Annotated in this window: 24 protein-coding genes; 17 read left to right on the top strand and 7 right to left on the bottom strand. The window is 70.6% G+C overall.

Annotated elements, in window-relative coordinates; translation table 11 throughout:
• Nucleotides 1-37: 37 nt before the first annotated feature.
• From ACFZA2_RS06385 to ACFZA2_RS06370, 4 genes are all read left to right on the top strand, one after another.
• Nucleotides 38-2,251: a YcaO-like family protein gene (locus tag ACFZA2_RS06385; protein WP_391402169.1), complete on the top strand. Its 2,214-nt coding sequence runs from the start codon at nt 38-40 to the stop codon at nt 2,249-2,251.
• Nucleotides 2,244-3,437 carry a hypothetical protein gene (locus ACFZA2_RS06380; protein ID WP_391402166.1) on the top strand — a complete coding sequence of 398 codons (1,194 nt, stop codon included), beginning with the start codon at nt 2,244-2,246 and terminating at the stop codon, nt 3,435-3,437. Before ACFZA2_RS06385 ends, ACFZA2_RS06380 begins: the two co-directional genes overlap by 8 nt.
• A gap of 94 nt (nt 3,438-3,531) precedes the next feature.
• A complete protein-coding gene (locus ACFZA2_RS06375; protein ID WP_391402163.1) occupies nt 3,532-4,164 on the top strand; it encodes an acyl-CoA synthetase in 633 nt (210 codons plus the stop codon).
• The gene (locus tag ACFZA2_RS06370) at nt 4,161-4,580 is read left to right on the top strand and encodes an amino acid transporter (RefSeq protein ID WP_391402160.1); all 420 of its coding nucleotides are present in this window, start codon (nt 4,161-4,163) and stop codon (nt 4,578-4,580) included. Before ACFZA2_RS06375 ends, ACFZA2_RS06370 begins: the two co-directional genes overlap by 4 nt.
• A gap of 262 nt (nt 4,581-4,842) precedes the next feature.
• Here the strand turns inward: ACFZA2_RS06370 and ACFZA2_RS06365 are convergent, their stop codons facing one another.
• From ACFZA2_RS06365 to ACFZA2_RS06350, 4 genes are all read right to left on the bottom strand, one after another.
• Nucleotides 4,843-5,883 (bottom strand): zinc-dependent alcohol dehydrogenase family protein, encoded by a 1,041-nt coding sequence (locus ACFZA2_RS06365; protein WP_391403400.1) that lies wholly within the window; start codon nt 5,881-5,883, stop codon nt 4,843-4,845.
• A 103-nt stretch (nt 5,884-5,986) separates the two neighbouring features.
• Nucleotides 5,987-7,366: an adenylosuccinate lyase gene (purB, locus tag ACFZA2_RS06360; protein ID WP_391402157.1), complete on the bottom strand. Its 1,380-nt coding sequence runs from the start codon at nt 7,364-7,366 to the stop codon at nt 5,987-5,989.
• Between the two features lie 27 nt (nt 7,367-7,393).
• On the bottom strand, nt 7,394-7,900 hold the full coding sequence (locus ACFZA2_RS06355) for a low molecular weight protein-tyrosine-phosphatase (protein WP_391402154.1): 507 nt from the start codon (nt 7,898-7,900) through the stop codon (nt 7,394-7,396).
• Between the two features lie 58 nt (nt 7,901-7,958).
• On the bottom strand, nt 7,959-8,363 hold the full coding sequence (locus ACFZA2_RS06350) for a phage holin family protein (protein WP_391402151.1): 405 nt from the start codon (nt 8,361-8,363) through the stop codon (nt 7,959-7,961).
• A 102-nt stretch (nt 8,364-8,465) separates the two neighbouring features.
• Between ACFZA2_RS06350 and ACFZA2_RS06345 the strand changes: the two genes are divergently transcribed.
• From ACFZA2_RS06345 to ACFZA2_RS06325, 5 genes are all read left to right on the top strand, one after another.
• Entirely contained in the window at nt 8,466-9,542 is a 1,077-nt protein-coding gene (locus tag ACFZA2_RS06345; protein WP_391402148.1) for a histidinol-phosphate transaminase, read from the top strand.
• A 121-nt stretch (nt 9,543-9,663) separates the two neighbouring features.
• Nucleotides 9,664-10,794 carry a thiamine pyrophosphate-dependent enzyme gene (locus ACFZA2_RS06340; RefSeq protein ID WP_391402145.1) on the top strand — a complete coding sequence of 377 codons (1,131 nt, stop codon included), beginning with the start codon at nt 9,664-9,666 and terminating at the stop codon, nt 10,792-10,794.
• Nucleotides 10,791-11,768 (top strand): alpha-ketoacid dehydrogenase subunit beta, encoded by a 978-nt coding sequence (locus ACFZA2_RS06335; RefSeq protein WP_391402142.1) that lies wholly within the window; start codon nt 10,791-10,793, stop codon nt 11,766-11,768. Before ACFZA2_RS06340 ends, ACFZA2_RS06335 begins: the two co-directional genes overlap by 4 nt.
• A gap of 91 nt (nt 11,769-11,859) precedes the next feature.
• Entirely contained in the window at nt 11,860-13,188 is a 1,329-nt protein-coding gene (locus ACFZA2_RS06330) for a dihydrolipoamide acetyltransferase family protein (protein ID WP_391402139.1), read from the top strand.
• Between the two features lie 24 nt (nt 13,189-13,212).
• Nucleotides 13,213-13,389 (top strand): hypothetical protein, encoded by a 177-nt coding sequence (locus ACFZA2_RS06325; protein WP_391402135.1) that lies wholly within the window; start codon nt 13,213-13,215, stop codon nt 13,387-13,389.
• Here ACFZA2_RS06325 and ACFZA2_RS06320 read toward each other — a convergent pair.
• Together ACFZA2_RS06320 and ACFZA2_RS06315 are read right to left on the bottom strand one after the other, a co-directional pair.
• Nucleotides 13,386-14,828: an MFS transporter gene (locus ACFZA2_RS06320; protein WP_391402132.1), complete on the bottom strand. Its 1,443-nt coding sequence runs from the start codon at nt 14,826-14,828 to the stop codon at nt 13,386-13,388. The genes ACFZA2_RS06325 and ACFZA2_RS06320 overlap by 4 nt on opposite strands.
• A gap of 60 nt (nt 14,829-14,888) precedes the next feature.
• The gene (locus tag ACFZA2_RS06315; RefSeq protein WP_391402129.1) at nt 14,889-15,944 is read right to left on the bottom strand and encodes a LacI family DNA-binding transcriptional regulator; all 1,056 of its coding nucleotides are present in this window, start codon (nt 15,942-15,944) and stop codon (nt 14,889-14,891) included.
• Nucleotides 15,945-16,119: 175 nt separating this feature from the next.
• On the opposite strand from ACFZA2_RS06315, the gene ACFZA2_RS06310 reads away from it, so the two are divergent.
• The 8 genes from ACFZA2_RS06310 (at nt 16,120) to ACFZA2_RS06275 (ending at nt 24,891) form a co-directional block, all read left to right on the top strand.
• A complete protein-coding gene (locus ACFZA2_RS06310; RefSeq protein ID WP_391402125.1) occupies nt 16,120-17,442 on the top strand; it encodes an ABC transporter substrate-binding protein in 1,323 nt (440 codons plus the stop codon).
• Between the two features lie 111 nt (nt 17,443-17,553).
• Complete coding sequence (locus ACFZA2_RS06305) at nt 17,554-18,495, top strand: sugar ABC transporter permease (protein ID WP_315994219.1); 942 nt, start codon at nt 17,554-17,556, stop codon at nt 18,493-18,495.
• Nucleotides 18,492-19,331, top strand: coding sequence for a carbohydrate ABC transporter permease (locus ACFZA2_RS06300; protein WP_391402121.1), 840 nt, complete (start codon nt 18,492-18,494; stop codon nt 19,329-19,331). The genes ACFZA2_RS06305 and ACFZA2_RS06300 overlap by 4 nt, the downstream gene beginning before the upstream one ends.
• A gap of 2 nt (nt 19,332-19,333) precedes the next feature.
• Nucleotides 19,334-21,589 carry a family 78 glycoside hydrolase catalytic domain gene (locus ACFZA2_RS06295; protein WP_391402118.1) on the top strand — a complete coding sequence of 752 codons (2,256 nt, stop codon included), beginning with the start codon at nt 19,334-19,336 and terminating at the stop codon, nt 21,587-21,589.
• Nucleotides 21,590-21,755: 166 nt separating this feature from the next.
• Nucleotides 21,756-22,658 carry a MetQ/NlpA family ABC transporter substrate-binding protein gene (locus ACFZA2_RS06290; RefSeq protein WP_391402115.1) on the top strand — a complete coding sequence of 301 codons (903 nt, stop codon included), beginning with the start codon at nt 21,756-21,758 and terminating at the stop codon, nt 22,656-22,658.
• Nucleotides 22,655-23,680 carry a methionine ABC transporter ATP-binding protein gene (locus ACFZA2_RS06285; protein ID WP_391402113.1) on the top strand — a complete coding sequence of 342 codons (1,026 nt, stop codon included), beginning with the start codon at nt 22,655-22,657 and terminating at the stop codon, nt 23,678-23,680. The genes ACFZA2_RS06290 and ACFZA2_RS06285 overlap by 4 nt, the downstream gene beginning before the upstream one ends.
• Nucleotides 23,677-24,336 carry a methionine ABC transporter permease gene (locus ACFZA2_RS06280; RefSeq protein ID WP_391402109.1) on the top strand — a complete coding sequence of 220 codons (660 nt, stop codon included), beginning with the start codon at nt 23,677-23,679 and terminating at the stop codon, nt 24,334-24,336. The genes ACFZA2_RS06285 and ACFZA2_RS06280 overlap by 4 nt, the downstream gene beginning before the upstream one ends.
• A 141-nt stretch (nt 24,337-24,477) precedes the next feature.
• A complete protein-coding gene (locus ACFZA2_RS06275) occupies nt 24,478-24,891 on the top strand; it encodes a hypothetical protein (protein WP_391402106.1) in 414 nt (137 codons plus the stop codon).
• Nucleotides 24,892-24,916: 25 nt separating this feature from the next.
• Here the strand turns inward: ACFZA2_RS06275 and ACFZA2_RS06270 are convergent, their stop codons facing one another.
• A complete protein-coding gene (locus tag ACFZA2_RS06270) occupies nt 24,917-25,084 on the bottom strand; it encodes a hypothetical protein (protein WP_391402104.1) in 168 nt (55 codons plus the stop codon).
• Between the last annotated feature and the right edge of the window lie 10 nt (nt 25,085-25,094).

Below are 25,094 nucleotides of genomic sequence, written 5' to 3'. Positions count from 1 at the left end.
CCGGGCCCTCCGCGAGACCCCGCCCCGAGGAGACCCCATGACCCCCGCCCCTCTCGTCACGGACGCCCGCCCCGCGCGCACGGGCGTCGAGATCCGCCCGCTCGACGAGCGTCGGAGCCTGCTCACGGTGGGGGAGCGGCACCACATCGTCGATGTCCCCGCCTCCGTCGTGCAGGTGATGGCGTGGGCCTGGCACGAAGGTCGCGACGACCTCATCGGCGCCGACCTCTCCACGGCGGCGGAAGCGCTGCGCGCCCTGCTCGCCACGGCGGCATCGCCGGACGCACCCGTGACCGCTCGGTCGTCCGCGCGCGCCGCCACCGGCCCCGCCGTGCGCGCCGTGCTGGCCGGCGACGACGGTCTGGTCGCGGCCGCGCGTGCCCGTCTGCGCGGTGACGACGACGTCCGGCTCGCGCCCGTCGCCGCCCCGCGCACCGTGGCGACGGCCGCCTTCTCCGCCGCCCGTCTGCTGATCGTCGCGCTGAAGGGCGGCCGGGAGCGGGAGTTCATCGACCTCGACCGCATCTGCCACGACCTGCGCGTGCCGTGGCTCCCGGTGGAGCTGACGCGCGGACGCCTGTGGGTGGGCCCGCTCGTCACACCGGGCGTCGGCGCGTCATACGAGGATGCGGCGGCGCGGCGTCTGGCATCCGCGCGCAATGCGACGGTTCATCGCGCCCTGCGCACGCCGGCGGTGGGCGGCGATCAGGGCCCGGATGCCGCGGATCTCCCCGCCCTGTGGGACGCGATGTGGGAGCTGGCCGCCGCCGCGTCCGACGCCGTCGCGCGGGACGGGCTCGAGGAGGCTCCCGGCGACGTCGTGCACGAGCTGTGGCTCGAGGGCGGAGAGCTCCGCCGCGCAGCCCATCCCGTCCTGCCGTTGCCGCACCGCCGCACCCGTCACCGCGCGCACGACGTCGCCGACCTCGTCGACGAGCGCACCGGGGTGATCACGCGCATCCGCGACGTGCGCCACCACGACCGCGTGCCCGCGGGGCTCGTCACGCGCCAGGCCGACGTCGCCGACATCCGCGCGGTGACCGCGTGGGCGAACAACGTGCTGTGCCAGGGCTCGGCCTTCGACGACGCGGCGTCCGCGCACGCGGCCGCCGTGGGCGAGTCGGTCGAGAGGTACTGCGGCAACATCCTCGACACCCTGCCGGTGAAGCACGGGTCGTTCGCACAGCTCCGCCGGGCGGGGGTGCCCGCGCTCGACCCCCGCCGTCTCGTGCTGTACAGCGACCGGCAGTACGCCGCCCCCGGCTTTCCGTTCGTCCGGCTCGACGCCGACCTGCCCGTGCACTGGGTTCCCGGCCGCTCGGCGGTGACGGGTCGGGAGGTATGGGTGCCCGCGTCGATGGTCTACGTCAACTGGTATTCGGCCGACGTGGCCGCGGCGCCGCCGACGAACTTCTGCGCCTTCGCCGGCATCGCGGCGGGACCGAGTCTCGAGTTCGCGGTGACGAGTGCCATCGAGGAGGTGATCGAGCGTCACGCGACGATGGTGTGGTGGCTCAACGGTCAGGCCCTCGCGCGCGTCGAGGGCGTGCCCGCGCCACCGGTCGCGGCGGGCACCCGAGCCTCGTTCGTGCACCTCGACAACGAGTTCGGTGTGCCGGTGGCCGCGGCGATCCTGCACGATGACGACGACCGCCTGGTCAACGTGGGTTTCTCGGCCCGCCCCGACTTCGTCTCGGCGGCATCCAAGGCCCTGACCGAGGCGTACACCCTGCAAGAGGGCTCGCGCGATCTGCTGCACGCCGACGGGCTGCACTGGCGCGTGATGACCGAGGGCGAGCTGAACGGCCGTGCCTTCAAACCGTGGCGTGCCGACCGCCGCTACCTCGACGACTTCCGCCCCGACATGCACGACTGCGACGACCTGATGGTGCAGCAGCAGGTGTACCTCGACCCGCGCGCCGGCGAGCGCATGCGCGCGCTCCTCGAGCCTACGGCGACGCGGTCGCTCGACACGGTCCCCGGCCTCGCAGAGCGTTCCCGTGTGGCCATGATCGCGGCCCTCGAACGCGGCGGCGTCGAGCCCGTCGTCGTCGACATCACGACCCCCGACGTCGCGAGCGCCGGATTGAGCGTGGTGCGGGTCATCGCCCCCGGCACGATCGGCAACGCCCCCGCGGCCTTCCCCTTCCTCGGCGGCGGACGCGTGCAGCAGATCGCCGTGGACCTGGGCTGGCGCGAGGAACCGCTGCCGGAGTCGCAGGTGAACCTCTTCCCGCTCCCGCATGCCTGAGCTCGTCGCGCGACCGGTGCGGCTGCGGCATCCCGCCCCCTTCCCCTCGGCGTTCCAGCACCTGCAGGTGGCGATGCCCGCCGCGCCGGGCGTCGACGCGCACGCGGTCGTCGTGGATCTGGCGGACGAGGTCGACCTCGCCCTCGTCGATGCCGCCGTGCGCCGCCACTGGTGGTCGGCCGACCACGGGCAGCTCGCCGTGCGTCGCGCCACCGCCCGCGAGCTCCTCGCCGAGGGCGCTCCCGTGCTGCGGATGAGCGCGCTCGGGTGGGTCGATCCGGCGGAACGATCCACGCCCGGCTTCCCCCTCGCCGCCGACGCCGACGACGTCCCGTTCGCCTGGGTCCCCGCGCGACACCGCGATCCTTCGGGTGTCGCGGTGGGATGGATGCCGTACACCGCCGCCGTGGCCCGCCCCGCCGATTCCCGGCCGGACGAGCCGCTCACGCACCCGCCGCTCCTGGGCGGGTTCGGTGCGGGCACCGACCCGGGCGCGGCCGTCGACGCGGCGTGGCGGGCGAGCGTCGTCGACGATGCGCTGTGGTGCTGGTGGACGGGCCTGGTGCCCGCGGCATCCGTCGATCCGACACCCGAGGTGCGCCGGCTGTGGGGCGATGCCGACCTCGATCTGACGCTGCGTCGCCTCGATCACGGGACCCTCGCGCCGGTGACGCTCGCGGTCGTCGACGACGGGGTCGCCTCGACCGTCGGGGGCGGTTTCGGTCGGGATGCCGTCGCCCAGCGCACCGCGATCGCCCGTGCTCTGTGGCAGCTCGCGATCGCCCGCCGTCTCGACGACCCGGCCGGGGCGCTAACCGCTCCCGGTGTCGTGCCCCACCGTGCCGACCGTCGCTACGCGCCGGACAGCGTCATCGATCGCCGTCGTCTGCTCGATCCGTTGGCGCATGTGCAGCTCGCGCTGGACCCTCGGGTGCGCAACCGGGTGCGCAGGCGCCTCGACGAGGTCGTCGCCCCCGCAGACGCGGGCGCAGAGAGATCCGTCGAGACCTGGACCGTTGCGCTCTCGCCCGCGGGCGACGTCGTGCGCGTGCTGTCACCGGCCGTGGTTCCGCTCCCGCTCGGGGCGTTCCGGCTCGATCCCGCCCTCATTGCCCGCGTCGCTGGACGGACAGCTCCTTGGGTCTTGCCGCTCCCCACGAACGAGACCCCTTTTCCGGGGTGGTGACCGGTCGATATCTCGACGTCGGCGCACACGGAGGCCGCTCAGCCCCCGAGGAATAGACTGGATACCAACGTCTTTCGCCCGTCGGGAACCCTCCGTGACCACTCCTCCTGCTGAACGCGCCTTCGACCTGCGCCATCTGCAGCTCGCGCGCGCCCTCTTCGCCGCCCTCGCGGCCGCGATGATCACGTTCTCGTCGGACCACTCCGCTGTGCTCGGCCTGAGCGTCTTCAGCGGCTTCGTGCTGGCGACCGGACTCACGCTGGCACTGTCGGCGTGGCTCGTCTTCCCGGCCGGGCAGCGCGCCGTCCCGGTGACGCTCGCGGCCGTGTCGTTCGCCGCGGGTCTCGTCGCGAGCGTCGGGGCGTGGCGCACCACCGGCATGTTCTTCGGCGTGGTCATCACCTGGGCGATCGTGTCGGGCGTCATCGAGCTCGTCGGGGCGCTCCGCGACCGCTCGGCGGGCCGCACCGCCGGCGTGCGCGACGGCATGCTCATCGGCATCCTGGGCATCGTCCTGGGAGCCGTCCTGCTGCTCACCCCGATGCAGTACGCGCTCGACTACAGCATCACCGGCGCGGGGTCGTTCACCCTCACCGGGATCACCATCGCCGTGGGCCTCTTCGGTGGATACGCGGCGGTCGTCGCCGTGTTCCTCGCGATCGCGGGCTTCTCGCCCCGCCGCACCGAGCCCGTTCCGGCCGTACCCTCCGAGGAGGCCGCGTCATGACCGACAAGCCCACCACCCGCAAAGACCTCATGAAGCCCGTCCAGCTGCTCGGACTGGCCTTCGTCGCCGCCCTCTTCGCCGGCTTCGTCACGCTCATGTCGATGGGGTTCTTCCAGACGCGCCCCGCCGACCAGATCCAGCGGGCCCTCATCGTGGCCCTCGTGGCGGCCGGAGCGACCTTCATCATCGTGCTCGTGAGCGTCGCGCTCATGCTGCTCGCCGTCGACCCGTCGAAGGTCACCGCGACGGTGGACCGTCCGCTGCTCCTCCCCAAGGACGCTCCGGATGCCACCCCCGCCGCCTCCGCCGAGCGTCCGGCCACGCGGGCCGAGGGCGCCGCGCCCGGCAGTGCCACACGGTCGGAGGGTGCAATTCCCCCGCGTCCCGACGACGACGGCGCCGCTCCGCGCGCCTGACTCTCTCGCGGCGCCCCCGGCATTCGCGCTGACGCGGCGCCGTCTCATCGCGCTGCCGCCGGGGCCGTCTCGTCTCGCTGCCGCGGGGGCCGTCTCAGCGCGCGGCCGCTGCGACGCCGCTGCGCTCGGCGGGCACGTCGCTGCCCCCTCGCATCCTCGTCCCACTTCTGGCGGTGCGTGTCCCACTCGTGGTGGGTGCGAGCGGCGTCCACCGGCCATAAGTGGGACATGGATGTCAGGTCCCGGGGTGTCTACGCAGGGCTCAGGCGCGCCGCGGGTCGATCATCGTCATGCCGGCCGGGGAGGCGGCATCCATCTTCGGGAGCAGCGTCGCCGCCTCGCCGAGGCCGATCACGCGCTCGATGAGCTCCTGAGGACGCAGGGCGCCGCTGTCGATGAGCGAGAGCATCTCGGGGTAGTCGACCGCGGCCATGCCGTGGCTGCCGAGCAGGTCGAGCTCCCACGCGATCGCGCGGGCCATCGGCATGGCGGTCATTCCGTCGTCGGTGGGCAGCAGGCCGATCTGCACGTGCCGCCCTCGGCGTCGGAGGCTCAGCACCGCGTCGCGCGCGGTCTGGGCGCTGCCCACGGCGTCGACCGATACGTGACTGCCCCCGCCGGTGATCTCGTGCACCGCCGCGGCGATGTCGGTGTCTCCCGCGGCGAGCGTGTGCTCCGCGCCGAGCCGGCGGGCGGCGTCGAGCGCGGCGGGCGTGCGGTCGACGACGATCACGCGCGCCCCCAGTGCGACGCCGATCATCACGGCGCTCAGCCCCACCCCGCCGGCACCGACGACCGTGACCCACTCGCCCGCCTGCACGCGGGCGCGGCCGGTGAGGGCGCGATAGGCGGTGGCGAAGCGGCATCCGAGGGCCGCCGCCGCCTCGAACGAGACGCCGTCGGGAATGCGCACCACGTTGGTGTCGGCGGCGCGCAGCACCACGCGCTCGGCGAAGCTGCCCCACTGCGTGAAGCCCGGCTGCTGCTGGTCGGGGCACACCTGCGCGTTTCCGCCGAGGCACCACTCGCACGCGCCGCAGCCCATGACGAAGGGCACCGTCACGTGATCGCCGATGCTCCAGCGCTGCACGCCCTCGCCCACCTCCACGATGACGCCGGCCAGCTCGTGCCCCGGCACGTGGGGGAGGGCGACGTCGTCATGACCCACCCAGGCGTGCCAGTCGCTCTTGCACAGACCGGTCGCGTGCACCTCGACCACCACGCCCCCGGCGGGGGCCGACGGCGCGGCCACCTCGCGCACCTCGAGCGGTTCGGCCAGGGCGTCCATGATCATCGCTCGCATGGCATCCATCTTCTCAAGCGACCGCGGGTGCGGCCCGTGACGACGCCGGGCACGCGATCGCCCCGGGCGCCGTCGAACGGTCCCGGGGCGATCGCCGTGCGGCTTACAGCGAGTCGACCACCTTCGACGCCAGACCCGCGTAGGCGGCGGGGGTGAGCGCGAGCAGGCGCTCCCTCGCGGCGTCGCCGATGTCGAGTCCGCGGACGAACTCCGCGAGCTCGGGACCGCCGACGCGGCGTCCGCGCGTGAGGTCCTTGAGCAGCGCGTAGGGGTCGGTGATCTGCGAGCGACCCGCGGCGATCTCGGCGCGCACGACGGTCTGGATCGCCTCGGCGAGCACTTCCCAGTTCGTGTCGAGGTCGGCGAGAAGCACGTCCTCGGCGAGCGAGATCTCGGTGAGGCCGCGCTGCAGGTTGTCGAGCGCGAGCAGCGAGTGCCCGAAGGCGACGCCGATGTTGCGCTGGGTGGTGGAGTCGGTGAGGTCGCGCTGCATGCGGCTCGTGACGAGCGTGGATGCCAAGGTGGCGAACAGTCCGCCGGCGATCTCCAGATTGGCCTCGGCGTTCTCGAAGCGGATCGGGTTGATCTTGTGCGGCATCGTCGACGACCCGGTCGCGCCCGCGACGGGGATCTGCGTGAAGTAGCCGAGCGAGATGTACGTCCAGATGTCCGTCGCCAGGTTGTGCAGGATGCCGCCCGCGTGGCGCGCACGGTCGTACAGCTCGACCTGCCAGTCGTGCGACTCGATCTGCGTCGTGACCGGGTTGAAGCCCAGGCCGAGCGACTCGATGAACGAGCGGGTCAGCTCCGGCCAGTCGACGTCGGGCTCGGCCGCGACGTGCGCCGACCAGGTGCCGGTGGCTCCGGAGAACTTCGCGAGGTACTCCCCGGCATCCAGCTGACGGATGACGCGCTCGAGGCGCCACGCGAAGACGCCGATCTCCTTGCCCATCGTGGTGGGCGTGGCGGGCTGGCCGTGCGTGCGCGAGAGCATCGCGGCGTCGCGGTGCCGCACCGCGAGCTCGGTGAGCGCGGAGGTGACCGAGCGGAGCTTCGGCAGCCACACGCGCTCCACCGAGCGCTGCACGGTGAGCGCGTAGGCGGTGGAGTTGATGTCCTCGCTGGTGCACGCGAAGTGCGTCAGCTCGGCGAGGGCGGTGAGGCCGAGGGTGTCGAGGCGGTCGCGCACGAGGTACTCGACGGCCTTGACGTCGTGGCGCGTCACGGCCTCCTTGTCGGCGAGCCAGGCGATCTCGTCGGCGCCGAACTCCTCGTAGAGCGCGCGGAGCTTCGCGCGGTCGGCGTCCGACACGGGCGAGGTGCCGAAGAGCGAGCGATCGGTGAGGGCGAGGAGCCACTCGACCTCGACCTCGACGCGGGCGCGGTTCAGGCCCGCCTCCGACAGGTAGTCGCCGAGTTCGGACACGGCGCCGAAGTAGCGGCCGTCGAGCGGGCTGAGGGGCTGCGGAGGCAGAGCGGACACGGGTCTCCCGGGGGTCGCGCGAAAGGGTCAGCCCGCGGAACGGATGGCGGGCTCGAGCTGCCGGAACAGGGCGCGGCTGGCGCGTTCGATCATACCGAGCACCTCGTCGAACATCGGCGGTCCGGCGTAGTACGGGTCGGGCACGTCGAGGGTCTCGGCATCGGACAGGAACGACTGCAGCAGAGCGATCTTGTCGGCGTCGTCGTCGCTGCGCGCCCACCCGCGCAGCACGCGCTCGTGGCTGCGGTCGAGGGCGACGACGAGGTCGTTGCGGTCAAAGTCGGCGAAGGAGAACTGCCGCGCGCGGTGAGAGGATCCGTCGTAGCCGAGGCGCTCGAGCGCGTGCAGCGTGCGGTGGTCGGCGCGTTCGCCGACGTGCCAGTCGCCCGTGCCGGCCGAACTCGACGACACGCGGGTGCTCAGCCCCGACGTCTCGGCGATGCGCCGGAAGACCACATCGGCCATCGGCGACCGGCAGATGTTGCCGCTGCAGACGAACACGACGCGGAAGGGCGCGTCGGCACTCGCGGTCATCCCTCCATCATGGCGGGGAAGCGGCGCGCGCGCATCAGTGGGCTGCGTGCGACGGCCCTCAGTTTCGCGCCCGATCGTCGCGGCGCGGACGCAGGATGCCGCCGAGCACGGCGTTGATGATGCCGATGAGCAGCGCGGCGACCACCGTCAGCCAGAACTCGCCCGTGCGCAGGCCCCAGTCCCAGTTCTCGGTGATGACGCCCGTCAGCCACAGCAGGAAGCCGTTGATGATCAGCGAGATCAACCCGAGGGTGAGGATGTACAGCGGGATCGCGACGATTTTCACGATGGTGCCCACGACGCTGTTGACGATCGCGAAGATGAGCCCCACCAGGAGCAGGGTCAGCAGCACCTGCAGCCACTCGCCGGGAGCGAACGGGATGAGGCGCACCTGCAGCGCGGGCAGCAGGGTGACGATCCAGATGGCGAAGGCGTTGACGGCGACGCGGACGACGAAGCGCATGCCCTCATCGTGGCACGCGGGGCCCGTCAGCGGCAGGGAACCCTCCACCTGGGGAGGAACCGGGTCTGACGCGCGACGACGTCTCGCGGTTAGGCTCGCGATGTGAGCGAAGACCCGGTCCTGCCCCGTATCCGTCCCGAGATCGCCGCCCTGCCCGCGTATCGACAGGGCAAGCAGGCGAGTCCCGACGCGTTCAAGCTGTCCAGCAACGAGAACCCCTTCGAGCCGCTTCCCGGCGTCCTCGACGCGGTCCGGGCGGCCGGGGCCTTCAACCGCTATCCGGATGCCACGGCCGCGCGGCTGCGCGAACGCCTCGCCGCGCGGTACGGCGTCTCGGCCGACGAGGTGCACGTCGCCGCCGGCAGCGTCTCGATCCTCGCCCAGCTGCTGCTGGCCACCTCGGGTCCGGGCGACGAGGTCGTCTACGCCTGGCGCTCGTTCGAGGCGTACCCCTCGCTGGTCGCCGTCGCGGGCGCGACGAGCGTGCAGGTTCCGCTGACCGCCGACTTCCGCCACGACCTGCCCGCGATGGCCGATGCGGTCACCGAGCGCACGCGTCTGGTGATCGTGTGCAGTCCCAACAACCCCACCGGCCCCACGGTCGGTTACGACGAGTTCGTCGCCTTCGTCGACCGGGTGCCGCGCGACGTGCTGGTCGTGCTCGATGAGGCCTACGCCGAGTTCGTCACCGACAGCTCCTCGGTCGAAGGCGGTCGCGTGCGTGCCGTGCTGGCGCGCCCGAACGTCGTCGTCCTCCGCACGTTCTCCAAGGCCTACGGCCTCGCAGGCCTTCGCGTCGGCTACGCCGTCGGCCACACCGGCGTGCTCGACGCCGCCCGCAGCACCGCGATCCCGCTATCGGTCACGGCCGCCGGTGAAGCCGCCGCGTTGGCGAGCCTCGACGCCGAGAGCGAGCTGCTGCACCGCGTCGGGGTCATCGCCGAGCGTCGTGACCGTCTCGTCGCGCGCCTGCGCGAGACCGGGTGGGACGTGCCCGACGCCCAGGGCAATTTCGTATGGTTCGCGGCCGGAGAGCGCACGGCCGAGGTCGCGGCCGCATTCGAGGAGGCCGGGCTGATCGTGCGCCCGTTCCCCGGCGACGGCATCCGCGTCTCGATCGGCGAAGAGGAGTCCCTCGATCGCGTCGTCGAGGTCGCAGCGGCTACCGCCCCGCGCTGACGTGCGGGGCCGGCTCGGGCGCACGGCATGGCGTCCGTTTGTCCGACGTCAACGCCGAATCCCGGCATCCGTTGTGCACCTCATGCGGTCTCGCGCATGGGCCGCGCGTTAGCGTGGGTGCATGACCCCGCTCGACGATCCCGCTCTCGTGCGCGTTCTGGCAGCCGACGGCACGCTGGCCCCCACGCCCGCCGCTGAGCGCTACCTGCCGCTCATCGACGCCCTCACCGACGCCGAGCTCGAGACCTTCTACCGCGACATGGTCTCGATCCGCGCGTTCGACGTGCAGGCCACCAACCTGCAGCGCCAGGGGCAGTTGGCCCTCTGGCCGCCGTCCTTCGGGCAGGAGGCCGCCCAGGTCGGCTCGGCCCGTGCCGCCCGCGCGCAGGACCACATCTTCCCCTCGTACCGCGAGCACGTGGTCACCCGTATCCGCGGTGTGGACCCGCTCGACATCATCCGGCTGATGCGCGGCCTCACCCACGGCGGGTGGGACCCGACCGACCCGAAGAACGGCAACACGCACATCTACACGCTCGTGCTCGGCGCGCAGACGCTGCACGCCACGGGTCTCGCCATGGGACTGGTGTTCGACGGCAAGAGCGGAACGGGCGACCCCGAGCGCGACGAGGCCGTCATCGTCTACTACGGTGACGGTGCCTCCAGCCAGGGCGACGTGCACGAGGCGATGGTCTTCGCCGCGAGCTTCCAGACCCCCGAGGTCTTCTTCCTGCAGAACAACCAGTGGGCGATCTCGGTCCCCGTCGCGACGCAGTCGCGCTCGCCGCTGTACAAGCGCGGCGAGGGTTACGGCATCCCGAGCCTGCAGGTCGACGGCAACGACGTGCTCGCCAGCTACGCCGTGTCGAAGACCGCCCTCGACGAGGCGCGGGCAGGCTTCGGACCGCGCGCGATCGAGGCCATGACCTACCGCATGGGCGCGCACACCACCAGCGACGACCCCACGAAGTACCGCACCTCCGACGAAGAGAAGGCGTGGGCCGGGCGCGACCCGATCGCCCGCATGCGCGCGTACCTCGAGGGCCGCGGCGCCTCGCAGCAGTTCTTCGACGACGCGGATGCCGAGGGTGCCGCCCTCGCCGACGACGTGCGCGTGCGCACGAACGAGCTCGGGACCATCCCGCGCGCGCACATGTTCGACAGCGTCTACTCCGAAGCCCACGCGCTGATCGCCGAGGAGCAGCGCTGGCTCGACGACTACGAGGCGTCGATGGAAGGGGGAGCGCAGTGACCGAGAACCTGCCCATCAGCCGCGCGCTGAACGCCGGCCTCCGCCGAGCCCTCGAGACGAACGACCGCGTCCTGCTCATGGGCGAGGACATCGGTCCCCTCGGCGGCGTCTTCCGCGTGACCGAGGGTCTGCAGAAGGACTTCGGCCCGCGCCGCGTCATCGACTCCCCGCTCGCGGAGTCGGGCATCGTCGGCACCGCGATCGGTCTCGCCATGGGCGGCTTCCGCCCGGTGCTCGAGATCCAGTTCGACGGCTTCGTCTTCCCCGCGTTCGACCAGATCACCTCGCAGCTGGCGAAGATCACGAACCGTCACGAGGGCGCGATGCGCATGCCCGTCGTCATCCGCATCCCCTACGGCGGGCACATCGGCGCGGTGGAGCACCACCAGGAGAGCCCCGAGGCGTACTTCACGCACACTGCGGGTCTGCGTGTGGTGAGCCCCTCGAACGCCAACGACGCCTACTGGATGATCCAGCAGGCGATCGACTCGCCCGACCCCGTCGTTTTCCTCGAGCCCAAGGCCAAGTACTGGCAGAAGGGTGAGGTCGACCTCGAGGCCCCCGCCCTGCCGCTGCACGCGAGCCGCATCGTGCGTCGCGGTACCGACGTCACGCTCGTCGGCCATGGCGCGATGGTCACGACCCTGCTGCAGGCAGCCGCGCTCGCCGAGAGCGAGGGCACGAGCTGCGAGGTCATCGACCTGCGCTCCCTCTCGCCCGTCGACTACGGCCCGCTGCTCGACTCGGTGCGCCGCACCGGACGCATGGTCTATGCGCAGGAGGCCCCGGGCTTCACGTCCCTCGGCTCCGAGATCGCCGCGACCGTCATGGAGAAGGCGTTCTTCGCGCTCGAGGCGCCCGTGCTGCGCGTGTCGGGCTTCGACGTGCCCTTCCCGCCCGCGAAGCTCGAAGGCACCTACCTGCCCGACGCCGACCGCATCCTCGAGGCCGTCGACCGGTCTCTCGCGTACTGACCCTCCCTCCGGCCGTCAGGCCCTCCCGCCGCCGGACCATTCCGTTGCGGTATCGCCGGTGGCAAGCTGGCTCCCGAGCAAAGGACACACCGTGACCGAGCAGACCTTCGTCCTCCCCGACGTCGGGGAAGGCCTCACCGAGGCCGAGATCGTGCAGTGGCGCGTCGCCCCCGGTGACACCGTCGCCGTCAACGACGTGATCGTCGAGATCGAGACGGCGAAGTCGCTCGTCGAGCTCCCGTCGCCGTACTCCGGCACGGTCGGCGAGCTGCTGGCATCCGAGGGTTCCACCGTCGAGGTCGGCGCGCCGATCATCACGATCGGGGCCGCGGATGCCGGCACTCCGGCGCCCGCAGCCCCCGCCACGGTTCCCGAGCCCAGCGACCCCGGCGGAGCGGTGCTCGTCGGCTACGGTACTGGTGGTGCGGTGTCGTCGCGTCGGCGCAAGCCCGCGGAGCGCCCCGTGCAGGCCTCCGTCGGTGTGGTCGCGAAGCCCCCGATCCGCAAGCTCGCGCGCGACCTCGGCGTCGACCTCTCGGCCGTGACCCCCAGCGGCCCCGCGGGCGAGGTCACCCGCGACGACGTCGTGAAGCACGCCGAGCAGGCGAGCGTGTTCCGCAACATCGAGACGCCCGCGTGGGGCGAGGTGCGCGAGGAGACGATCCCGGTCGCCGCCCCCGTCGCGCCCGCGCCGGCGGCATCCACCCCCGTCGACGACGCCCGCGAGGAATCGATCCCCGTCCGCGGCGTGCGCAAGGCCACCGCCAACGCGATGACCTCGAGCGCCTACTCGGCCCCGCACGTCTCGGTGTGGGTCGACGTCGACGCGTCGCGCACGATGGAGCTCGTCAAGCGCCTCAAGGCCTCGCCCGACTTCGCCGACGTCAAGATCTCGCCGCTGCTGATCATGGCCCGCGCCGTGATCTGGGCGCTGCGTCGCACGCCGATGATCAACGCCGCCTGGGTCGACACCGAAGACGGCGCGCAGATTCGCGTGCGCCACTACGTGAACCTCGGCATCGCCGCCGCGACCCCCCGCGGCCTGCTCGTTCCGAACATCAAGGACGCGCAGGCGATGAAGACGCGAGAGCTCGCCAAGGCGCTCGAGCACCTCACGCTCACCGCGCGCGAGGGCAAGACGAGCCCCGCCGATCAGACCGGCGGCACGTTCACGATCACCAACATCGGCGTCTTCGGAGTGGATGCCGGAACTCCGATCATCAACCCCGGTGAGGCCGGCATCATCGCCCTGGGGGCCATCCGGCAGAAGCCGTGGGTCGTCGACGGCGAGGTTCGCCCGCGCTGGGTGACCACGGTGTCGGGCTCGTTCGATCACCGCGTGGTCGACGGGGACGGGATCTCCCGGTTCATCGCGGATGTGGCATCCGTTCTGGAGGAGCCGGCGCTTCTGCTGGACTGATGCGGGCCGCGTAGCGTGGACTTCGTGGAGCCTGACGCAGAGAGCCCGGAGGAACGGGCCCTGCGTGCGCTGCGCGCGATCGACGGCGGTGCCGACATCGGCGCCGAGGCCCTCGCCTTGTCGAACGAGTTCACCGACCGCCACACCGCGCGTCTGTCGGCGTGGCTGCGACGCAGGCGGCGCGCGTCCCGCGACGACTAATCGGGCAGCGACGACCGCTCGGCGCGCGGTGCCGGCCGCGCCGGGATGAGCAGCGCCAGCACGAGCGCGACCGCGGCCGCCCCGATGCCCAGCAGGAACGACGCCTGGAATGCCTGCGCCGTCGGCACACGGGTCTCGCCGTCGCCGGTCGAGAGCGTCGCGAGCACCACGCCGACGATCGCGGCGGCCGTGCTGGTTCCGAGAGAGCGCGCGAGGGCGTTCAGGCCGTTTGACGCCCCCGTCTCGCTCGGCGGCACGGCGCGCATGATGAGCATCGGCATGGCCGCGTACCCGAAGCCGATGCCGAACCCGATCAGGACGTTGGCGACGACGAAGTGCCACACCTCGGTCGAGAAGATCAAACTGAATCCGTACGCGAGGATGAGCGAGATCGACCCGGCCACGAGAAGCACCCGGGGCCCGATCGTGCGCGCGAGCGTTCCCGAGATGGGCGAGAGCACCATCATCACCAGCCCCGAGGGCATGACGACGAGGCTCGCGGCCAACAGCGACAGCCCGAGTCCCACTCCGGTCGCCACCGGCAGTTCGAGCATCTGCGGATAGGCGACGTTCGAGGTGAAGAGTGCGAAGCCCATGGCGATGGATGCCAGGTTCGTGAGCAGCACGGGGCGGCGCGCGGCGACTCGCAGGTCGAGCAGCGGTTTCTCGATGCGGAGCTCGAACCAGCCCCACAGCAGCAGCACGCCGATTCCGCCGATCGCGAGCGACAGCGTGAGCGGTGACGTCCAGCCCCACGTGTTCCCGCGGGACACGGCCAGCAGCACGCCGATCAGGCCGACCGCCAGGCCCACCGCGCCGAGATAGTCGAAGCGTCCGGCGGTGCGCAGCACGCTGACCGGGACGATCCAGAGGATCAGCCCGAAGACCACCGCGCCGAGCGCTCCGGCGATCCAGAACAGCCAGTGCCAGTCGGTGTTCTCGGCGACCAGAGCGCTGATCGGCAGGCCCAGTGCGCCGCCGACCCCGAGGGTCGCGCTCATCAGCGCGATGGCGCTGTCGACGCGGTTCTCGTGCAGCACGTCGCGCATGATCGAGATGCCCAGAGGGACGACGCCGACGATGGCGCCCTGCAGAGCACGACCGACGATCATGCCGATGATCCCGGTCGACAAGGCTGCGACGACCGAGCCGAGGATCATGACGACCAGCAGGACGAGCACGATGCGCCGCTTACCGTACATGTCGCCGAGCCGGCCGGCGATGGGCGTGATCACGGCCGCCGCCAGCAGGGTCGAGGTCACGACCCAGGCGGTGTCGTCTCGGGAGGCGTTCAGCAGCTGCGGAAGCTGCGACTGGATCGGCACCACCAGGGTGAACATGAACGAGGAGCACAGCCCCGCCAGTGCCAGCACCAGGACGACGAGCCCCTGGGGGCTGTTCCGGGAGAGTCTTCTTCGCGCGTTCTCGTCCCGTGACATCGCTGTCCAGGCTAGCCGCCCGGGAGACAGCGCCGGGCCTCGGCGGGGGAGAGTGGGGCCTCAGAGCGTCCGATCACTCCCCGCGGGAGCGGATCCGCTGGTCGCCCGCACCCGCAGGGCCGGCGAGAACACGCGGCGCTGCGCGTCGTGACGACCCCCGATCCGTTCGAGCAGGAGCTGCGCCGCGGTGGCGCCCATCTCCTGGCCGTGCTGGTCGACGGTGGAGAGCCCGATCAGGGGGTGGCTGGCGATCGGCACGTCGTCGTAGCCGACGACCGCGAACTCCGCGGCGCCCACTCCCCGTTCGGCGGAGACCTCGAGGGCCGCCAGCGCCAGCGAGTCGTGACCCGCGAACAGCGCTGTCGGCGGCGTCGCGCGGTCGAGGAGGTCGATCACCGTGTGTCGTGTGTCGTGATCGGACGAGTCGATTCGGATGACGTCGGGCTCGAGCCCGCGCTCGCGCATCATGCTCTCGTAGACGCGCAGGCGCCGCGGGTGCGGGTCGGTGCGGGGTTCGACGAGGATCCGCTCGTCGTTCGTCACGTGCACGATCCGGGTGTGACCCGCGTCGAAGAGGTGCTCCATCACCAGGCGCGCTCCGGCATCGTCGTCGCCGACCACGACGTCGTAGTGCTGCGGATGGTCGTGCTGGCCGACCTGAACGAGCGGGACGCGCCGCGCGAGGCCCTCGAGCCAGGCTTGGGGGACGGCCGGAGCGACGGCGATGATGCCGTCGACCTGTCGGTCGTAGAGGCTCTCGAGCGCGGCCGTCCCGCTGACCGGGTCAGCCATCGGGGCGATGATCAATCGGTAGGCCGAGGCGTTGAGCTCCCGCACGATGCCGGTGAGGATGCGCGTGAAGAACTCGTTGTCGACCTGCGGGAGCTGCACGCCGATGGTCGCCGTCGACCCGCGCATCGCTCGCGCCGCCACGCGAGGGCGGTAGTCGAGTGCGGCGATGGAAGCCGTGACCCGCTCGCGCATCCGATCGCTCACGCCGTAGGCGTCTCGGATCACCTTCGACACGGCGGCCTTGGACACGCCGGCGTGCTGTGCGACGTCTTCGATCGTCGCGGCGCGGGTCGGCGGCCCCGCGGATGATGCGTTGTCCGGCATCGAGCTCCTTCGGTCGTTGCTCCCAATGTAGATCGGTTGACGAAATCCCGCCACTCGGTTTATTCTCGCTTCGTCGTCTGGTGTAGATCGGTTTACACTCGATCTCGCACCCGAGTCCCGAGGCGTCGCACCGGTCGGAGTCCCCAGTACCCGGCCCCTTACAAGGAGGTAAGCAGTGTCCTCATTCATCACCCCGCGCCGGGCGACGATCGTCGTCGCCGGTGTCGGCCTCACCGCCCTGGCCCTCGCCGGTTGCTCCGGCGGAGCGGGCGGCGGCTCCGCTGACGGGAAGGTCGAAATCACCTTCCTGACCACCAATGGCGACGACTCCATCGCCACCGGCAATGCGCTCATCTCCGCATTCGAGAAGGCCAATCCCGACATCACCGTCACCCTCAACACCCGCCCCGGCGGCACCGAGGGAGACAACCTCGTCAAGACCCAGCTGTCGACCGGCGAGATGGACGACGTCTTCTTCTACAACACCGGCTCGCTCTTCCAGGCACTCAATCCCGACCAGACGTTGGCGAACCTCGCCGACGAGTCGTGGGTGTCCGAGGTCACCGACAACTTCAAGACCGTCGCGTCCACCGACAACGGCACCTACGGCGCACCTCTCGGCACGTCGATGGCGGGCGGTATCGCCTACAACACGAAGGTCTTCTCCGACCTGGGCATCAGCGTGCCGACCGACTGGTTGTCGCTGGTCGCGGCCGCCGAGAAGATCAAGGCGGCGGGGATCACGCCGATCGAGCAGACCTACGGCGACACCTGGACCTCGCAGCTGTTCCTGCTCGCCGACTTCGGCAACGTCCGGACGCAGGACGAGAACTGGGCCGACGACTTCACGAACAACAAGGCCAAATTCGCCCAGGAGCCCGCCCTCGCCGGCTTCACGCACCTTCAGGACGCCTTCGACAAGGGCCTCTTCAACGCCGACTTCGCCACCGCGACGGCCGCCGAGGGCTCCGCAGCTCTCGCCACGGGCAAGGCGGCGATGTACCCCATGCTCTCGAGCGCCGTCCTGAGCAACATCACGCAGTCGAACCCGGATGCGGTCGCCGACATCGGCTTCTTCGCGATGCCGGCCGACAAGGCCGCGAACACGACGCTCACCGTGTGGGAGCCCAGCGCGGTCTACATCCCCAAGAGCACCGAGGGCGCGCAGCTGGATGCCGCGAAGAAGTTCGTCGCCTTCGTCAACTCCCCCGAGGGCTGCGACATCCAGAACGCGAACTACGTGGCGGGCGGCCCATTCTCGATCAGCTCGTGCTCCGTGCCGTCGGATGCCGCCCCCCTGGTCGCGGAGATCCAGAAGTACGTCGACGAGGGCAAGAGCGCTCCCGCCCTCGAGTTCCTCTCTCCCGTCAAGGGGCCGAACCTCGAGAACATCGCCATCAGCGTCGGCTCCGGCATCTCGAGCGCGCAGGACGGCGCCGCCGCCTACGACGACGACGTGAAGAAGCAGGCCCAGCAACTCGGCCTCGCCGGCTGGTGAGAACGCGCTGAATCCAGCGCCCCCGTGCGGTCGGTGCCCCTCTCCCGCCGCACATCGCGGGGCCGGAGACCCCCCTCTCCGGCCCCGCTCTTCCCCCACGAAGGAGTGACGATGGCCCAGACGTTCGCCAATGTGGTGCCGCCCCAGGTGCGGAACCGGCGCGGAGGCGTTCCCCCCGCGACACGGGCGGGTCGTAAAGCGCGCAGCATGTACCCGTCGTGGTTCTACATCCCCGCGGCCGCCCTGTACGTGGTGCTGTTCGCCGTGCCGACCTTCGCCTCGTTCTACTTCAGCCTCACCCGATGGTCGCTCTTCGACGTCCAGTTCATCGGGCTCGACAACTTCGTCCAGTTCTTCTCCGACCCGCAGCTCTCGCAGGCATTCCTGCACACGCTGATCTACGCCGTCGTCACGAGCGGTCTGAAGGTGGTCCTCGGACTCGCGCTCGCCGTGCTCCTGACCTCGGAGATCATCGGCCGTGGCTACCTGCGGGCCGTCACGTTCTTCCCCGTGCTCGTCTCGACCATCGGGGTGGGCTTGACCTTCAAGGTGCTGCTGGATCCGTTCGACGGCCTCGTCAACGGTGCCCTGTCGGTGTTCGGCATCCAGGGTCCGGGGTGGCTGACGGATCCGAATCTCGCGCTGATCAGCGTGGCGCTGGTCGACGTGTGGAAGGGGCTCGGGATCGCCACGCTCATCTACATCGCCGGGATCGTCGCGATCCCGCAGGAGTACTTCGAGGCCGCCCGTGTCGATGGAGCGAGTGCGTGGAAGGTGTTCCGCAACATCACCTTCCCGCTGTCGTGGCCGGCGACCGGGACGGTCGTGATCCTGTCGCTCATCGGCGGCTTGCGCTCGTTCGATCTGATCTGGGCGATGACGAAGGGCGGCCCGGGCTTCAGCTCGGACGTCATCGCGTCCGTGATCTACAAGCAGTACCAAGCCGGTTTCTACGGCTTGTCGACCGCGGGCAACGTCGTCCTCTTCATCGTCGTGACGGCGGTCATGATCCCCATCTCGATGTTCATCAACAAAAGGAGCGTGGACGCATGACCCGCCTCGCCGTACGGCGGTGGACCGTCGGCACGATCGCCATCATCGTGTCGGTCGTCATCTTCCTCGTGCCCTTCGCCTTCATCCTGGTCACCGCGGCCAAGACCGCGCCCGAGGCGTCGATGCTCGCCTTCAGCTGGCCCACCGAGTGGAAGCTGTGGGAGAACATCGCCGCGGTCCTCGCCGATCGCAACGGCATCCTGATCCGCGCCTTCGCCAACAGCATCGTGCTCACGGTGGCGAGCGTGGTGGTCATGGTCGTGCTGGCGGCGATGGTCGGCTACGTGCTGCAGCGCAAGAAGTCGCGCTGGAACGGCGTGATCAACTTCTTCGTGCTCGCGGGGCTGATCGTCCCTCCCGCGGTCGTGCCCACCATCTGGGTTCTTCAGGGTCTCGGGCTGTTCAAGACCCTCGGCGGTCTCATCCTCATCGAGGCGACGTTCGGCCTGTCGTTCTGCATCCTGCTGTTCCGGGCCTTCGTCTCCACGATCCCCCGCGAGCTCGACGAGGCCGCCCTCATCGACGGCGCGGGGCCGATCCGACTGTTCTTCCAGGTGGTGCTGCCGCTGCTCAAACCGGTGATCGTCACGGTCATCGTCGTGCAGTCGGTCGCTGTCTTCAACGACTTCGCCAACCCGCTGTACTTCCTCCCGGGAGACGCCAACGCGACCGTGCAGCTGACCCTCTACGCCTATGCCTCGAGCTCGACCAGTGCCGGGCAATTCAACCTGCTGTTCGCCGACATCCTCCTCATCACCATCCCGCCCCTCGTCATGTACGTCTTCTTCAACCGCCAGATCGTGGCGGGCATGACCAGCGGGGCGATCAAGGGCTGACCATGTTCCCCACTGCTCTCCTCATCTCCCCGGCAGCGCCCGTGGGCGGCGGCGCTCCGACCCTCATCGGCCGCTTCGTCCTCGACCCCGATCACGGTGAGCCGGTGCGCGCCACCCTGCGGTACTCGGCGCTCGGTGTCGTCGAGGCGGCCGTCAACGGCATCCGTGTCTCCGACGAGCTCCTGACCCCCGGATGGTCGAGTTACGAGTGGCGCGTGCGGGTCGCGGAGACCGACGTCACCGCTCTCGTCGCCGCCGAGTCGACGCTGGAGCTCACCCTCGGCAACGGCTGGTACCGCGGGAGCCTGACCTGGATGGGAGCGACCGGTGTCTACGGCGACCGCCTCGCCGCGATCGCCGAGATCGAGCTCGTCTTCGCCGACGGGCACACGCAGGTCTGGGCGACCGACGACTCGTGGTCGGTCCGGGCTTCCGACACGGTGTCCGACGACCTGTACCACGGGCAGACCATCGACGCCCGTCGTCGCGGGGCCGCCTCGCCCGAGGCGCCGGTCGAGGTGATCGACGTCCCCTCCGTGCGGTTCGAACGCTATGTCGGACCCCCCGTCGTCCCCGTGGAGACGCTCCCAGTCCGCGACGCGTGGCTTTCGCCCACGGGTCGGCTGATCGTCGACTTCGGTGAGAACCTCGTCGGCTGGGTCCGCGCCGAGGTCACCGGCGAATCCGGCGGCGTCGTGACGCTGCGGCACGCCGAGGTTCTCGAGAAGGACGAGATCGGCATCCGTCCCCTGCGTTCGGCCCGCGCAACGGATCGATTCATCCTCTCCGGGGGCACCGACGTCTTCGAGCCCCGCTTCACTTTCCACGGCTTCCGCTACGTGGAGGTCGACGGGTGGCCCGGAGGGGTGGATGCCGTACGTCGGGGTGGACTCGAAGCGGTGCGCATCAGCTCGCGCCTGCGGCGCACCGGCACGTTCTCGAGCTCCGACCCCCTGCTGAACCAGCTGCACGAGAACGTCGTCAACAGCACGCGGGGCAATTTCGTCGACCTGCCCACCGATTGCCCGCAGCGTGACGAGCGGCTCGGGTGGACCGGTGACATCGCGGTCTTCGCGCCCACCAGCGCCTATCTCTTCGACGTCGGCGATTTTCTGCGCGACTGGCTGCGCGACGTGTCCGTCGAGCAGCAGCACCAGGGCGGGGTCGTGCCGTACGTCGTGCCCGACGTGCTGAAGTACGTGGGCGTGCCGGAGGACATCACCCCCGTCGACTCGACGGCAGTGTGGAGCGACGCGATCGTCTGGGTGCCGTGGGCCGTGTGGATGGCATCCGGCGACGTCCGCGTGCTCTCCGAGAACGTCGAGGGGATGCTGGCGCACCTCCGCCATGTGTCGTCGCTCGTGTCGGAGACCGGTCTGTGGGACCGCGGGTTCCAGTTCGGCGACTGGCTCGACCCCGACGCGCCCCCGGAGGACCCCGCTGCGGCCAAGGCCGACCGGGGGCTGGTGGCCACCGCGTGCCTGTACCGGTCCGCGGATCTCGCCGTTCGCGTCGTGGAGGCTCTCGGCCGGTGGGACGTGCGCTGCGAGCTCGAGCACCTCCGCGACGCGACGCGGCGCGCCTTCCGCGAGGCGTACGTCGCCCGCGACGAGCAGCGGCTGCGAAATCACTGCGAGACGTCGTACGCGCTCGCCATCGTGTTCGGACTGCTCGACGACGAGGAGCTCTCCTGGGCGGGCGACCGCCTCGCGGAGCTCGTCGAGGCGGCCGGCCACCGCATCTCGACAGGGTTCGCCGGCACGCCGTACATCCTCGACGCGCTGAGCAGCACCGGTCATCTCGAGACCGCGGGGCGACTGCTCCTGCAGCGCGAGTGCCCGTCGTGGCTCTACCCCGTGACTATGGGCGCGACCACCGTGTGGGAGCGCTGGGACTCGATGCTGCCCGACGGCACGATCAACCCCGGCGAGATGACGTCCTTCAACCACTACGCCCTGGGCGCGGTGGCCGATTGGATGCATCGCGAGCTGGCGGGACTCGCGCCGCTGGAGCCCGGATATTCCCGCGTGCGCGTCGCGCCGCAGCCGATCGACGGCATCGACGACGCGTCGACGTCGTACGACAGCAGGCACGGCACGATCGCGGTCGCCTGGCGCCGCGAGGGCGGCGTCGTGCATCTCGAGGTGACGGTGCCCGAGGGTGTGGTCGCCGAGGTGTGGCTGGGGGAGGTCGATGCCGAGGTCGGAGCCGGCGTGCACCGGTTCTCCGCGGAGTTCGCACCGACCGTCGCGGTGTGATCACCGTGGCAGGCCGCCCGTGACGGCGGTTGGCCTGCCACGCCCCGACGGCGAGGGGATGCCGCGGAGCGCGCGATCCGTCGAATCGATGACGCCGTGTGACGACCGGTTACGGGCCGTAACGGTCGGGTTTGGGCCTCGCGCGGGGGCATGTTGACGTGGTGTCATGACTTCGCACCGCACCCCGCGCCTGGCCACGATCCTCGGCGCCTCCACCGCAGCCCTCCTCCTCGCCCTCACCGGGTGCGCCGGGGGAGCGGCATCCTCCGACGACTCCTCCCGCATCGTGCTGGGCGCCGACGACGGCAACGAGGCGCACTGGACGGTGCTGAAGCAGAAGCTCGCCGACGAGGGCATCGACCTCGAGGTGCGCACGATCAACGACGGCGTGCAGCTCAACCAGGGCGTGCAGGACGGCGAGCTCGACGTGAACCTCTTCCAGCACCTCATCTACCTCTCGCAGTTCAACGTCGAGAACAACGGCTCGCTCGTGCCGGTCGGCGCCACCGCGGTGTACCCGCTCGCGCTGTACTCGGAGCAGTACAAGAACGTGAAGGACCTCCCCGAGGGCGCGAAGATCGCGATCCCGAACAACCCGACCAACCTCGCCCGAGGTCTGCTCAACCTGCAGACGGCGGGGCTGCTCACGCTCAAGGACGGCGGGACCGCCCTCTCGACCCCCGCGGACATCGTGACGTCCAAGGTCGAGCTGCTCCCGGTCGACACCAACCAGACAGTCACCGCGCTCAAGGACGGCAGCGCGCAGGCCGCGATCGTCAACAACACGCAGGCGCAGAAGGGCGGTCTCGGCGATGAGCTCATCATCTTCAAGGAAGACCTGAACAACCCGCAGCTCGCGCCCTACATCAACGCCTTCGTCACGCGCGACGACAAGAAGGACGACCCGCGCTGGGAGAAGCTCGTCGCCGCGTACCACTCGCCCGAGGTCGAGGCGGCGGTCACCGAGCTGAACCAGGGCAACCTGCAGTTCAAGACCGAGTGGACCGGCGCGCAGCTGCAGGACGAGCTCACCAGCCTCGAAGACGCCCTCAAGGCCCAGAAGGGATGACCTCGGTCATCGAGCTGCGGGGCGTCACGAAGAGCTTCCGCACCGATCGCCGCTCCTCCACGAACGCCGTCGACGACGTCACGGTGAGCGTGGAGCAGGGGTCGATCGTCGGGGTCATCGGATACTCCGGCGCGGGCAAGTCGACGCTCGTGCGCCTGCTGAACGGTCTCGAGAAGCCCACCTCGGGCACCGTCGAGGTGCTGGGCGTGAACGTCGGGGATGCCACCGAGGCGAAGCTGCGCGACCTGCGGCGCCGCGTGGGCATGATCTTCCAGCAGTTCAACCTCTTCACCTCGCGCACGGTCGCGGCGAACGTCGCCTACCCGCTCAAGGTCGCCGGCTGGAAGAAGGCCGACCGCGACAAGCGGGTGGCCGAGCTGCTCGACTTCGTGGGCATCGGCGACAAGGCGAAGCAGTACCCGCGACGCCTGTCGGGCGGGCAGAAGCAGCGCGTGGGCATCGCGCGTGCGATCGCGACGAACCCGCAGATCCTGCTCGCCGACGAGGCCACGAGCGCCCTCGACCCGCAGACCACGGCCGAGGTGCTCGACCTGTTGCGCGAGATCAACCGGCGCCTGGGCATCACGATCGTCGTCATCACGCACCAGATCTCGATCGTGCACGAGCTGTGCGATCAGGTCATCGTGATGGACGGAGGCCGCGTCGTCGACAGCGGCGACACCTACCGCGTCTTCGCGCACCCCCGCGCCGACCTGACCAAGCGCTTCGTCGCCGCGGTGACGCAGGGCGTGCCGAGCGGTGAGGCCCTGTCCGCGCTCGCCGCGGGAGGCGGCGCGCTCGTCAGCGTCGAGGTCAACGAGTTCTCGAGCGAGGACGTCTCGGCCGTGTTCCACCGCCACGGCGCGCGGCACTCCGTCGTCTACGGCGGGGTCACCGACGTGCTGGGCAAGCAGCTCGGCACGCTCACCTACCGCGTGCACACCGATGATCTGGATGCCATCGTGACCGATCTCCGCGCTCACACCGACGTCGTCGTCCCCGGCGAGGGAGCCCGCGCATGAACAAGTGGGACACCCTCACCCCGGTGCTGCTGCAGTCGATCGGCGAGACCGTCTACATGGTCGCGGTGTCGCTGCTCATCGCGGGGGTCGCGGGACTCGTCATCGGCGCGCTCCTGTACGCCACGCGGCCGGGCAACCTGTTCGAGAACCGCGTCGTCTTCTTCATCGCCAATCTCGTGATCAACGTCATCCGTCCGATCCCGTTCATCATCTTCCTCACCGCGGTGGCTCCGGTCACGCGCGCGGTGACGGGCACGACCCTGGGGACGGATGCCGCGATCGTGCCGATCACGATCATGGCCACGGTCGTGATCGCCCGCGTCGTCGAGCAGAACCTCGTCGCGGTCGATCCCGGAACCGTCGAGGCGGCGCGTGCCGTGGGTGCGCGCAGGATCGGCGTGCTGTTCGGGGTCGTCATCCCCGAGGCCCTCGCGCCGCTGATCCTCGGCTACACGTTCATGTTCATCGCCGTCGTCGACATGTCGGCCATGGCGGGGTACATCGGCGGCGGCGGCCTCGGCAACTTCGCGATCATCTACGGCTACCAGCAGTTCAACCAGCAGGCGACGTGGGTGACCGTGGCGATCATCGTCGTGATCGTGCAGGCCGGCCAGCTGCTCGGCAATACCCTGGCCCAGCGCATCCTGCGGCGCTGACGCGGGCGCCCTCACCCTGTCGAGTGTCCAGGACACGCCGGTGGTACGCCCCGTGCGCGGCATGTCTTGGACACTCAACTGGGGGGAGCGGCGGCGGCGGGTGGTGAGCACGGCGAACGCGGGCACGCCTACCCTCGACAGATGAGCCTGACCCGCACCCTCGCCCGCTGGCTGCTCGGTGCGGCACTCGTGTTCGCCGGCACCGCGCACCTCACGTTCGCGCGCGACGAGTTCGTCGCCCAGGTGCCGTCCTGGCTGCCGCTCCCGGTCGACGTCACGGTCGTGGCATCCGGGATCGTCGAGATCGCGCTCGGACTCGCCCTCGCGATCCTCCGCCGTCGACGCGTCGCCGTCGGCTGGATCGCGGCGGCCTTCTTCGTCGCGATCTTCCCGGGCAACATCGAGCAGTTCGTCCGCGGTACCGATGCCTTCGGCCTCGACACCGATCTGGCTCGCGGCATCCGACTGCTCTTCCAGCCCCTGCTGGTGGTCTGGGCTCTCTGGTCGACCGGGGCGTGGCGGGCCTGGCGGGCGCGCAGGACCCGCGCCCGCTGAGGTACCCGGGCCGGCCCGGTGCGCGTCAGCCCCGCGCCGCCTCGGCCCGCAGCGCCTCGGCCCGCAGCGCCTCGGTCTGCACCTCGGCCCGCAGGTCCGAGACCGCGGTGGGCGGCGCGTCGCCGATCGCGGCGGGGGAGGCGACGTGGCTGCGGTTCTCGGTGAGGAAGCCGAGCGGGCCCTCCGCGAGCACTGCCGCCGTG

The organism is Microbacterium sp. NPDC007973 (genome assembly GCF_042958465.1).
GTDB classification, from domain to species: Bacteria; Actinomycetota; Actinomycetes; order Actinomycetales; family Microbacteriaceae; genus Microbacterium; species Microbacterium galbum.
Note: the sequence above shows the minus strand (reverse complement) of the source record. Positions and strands in the feature narration are given on the sequence as shown.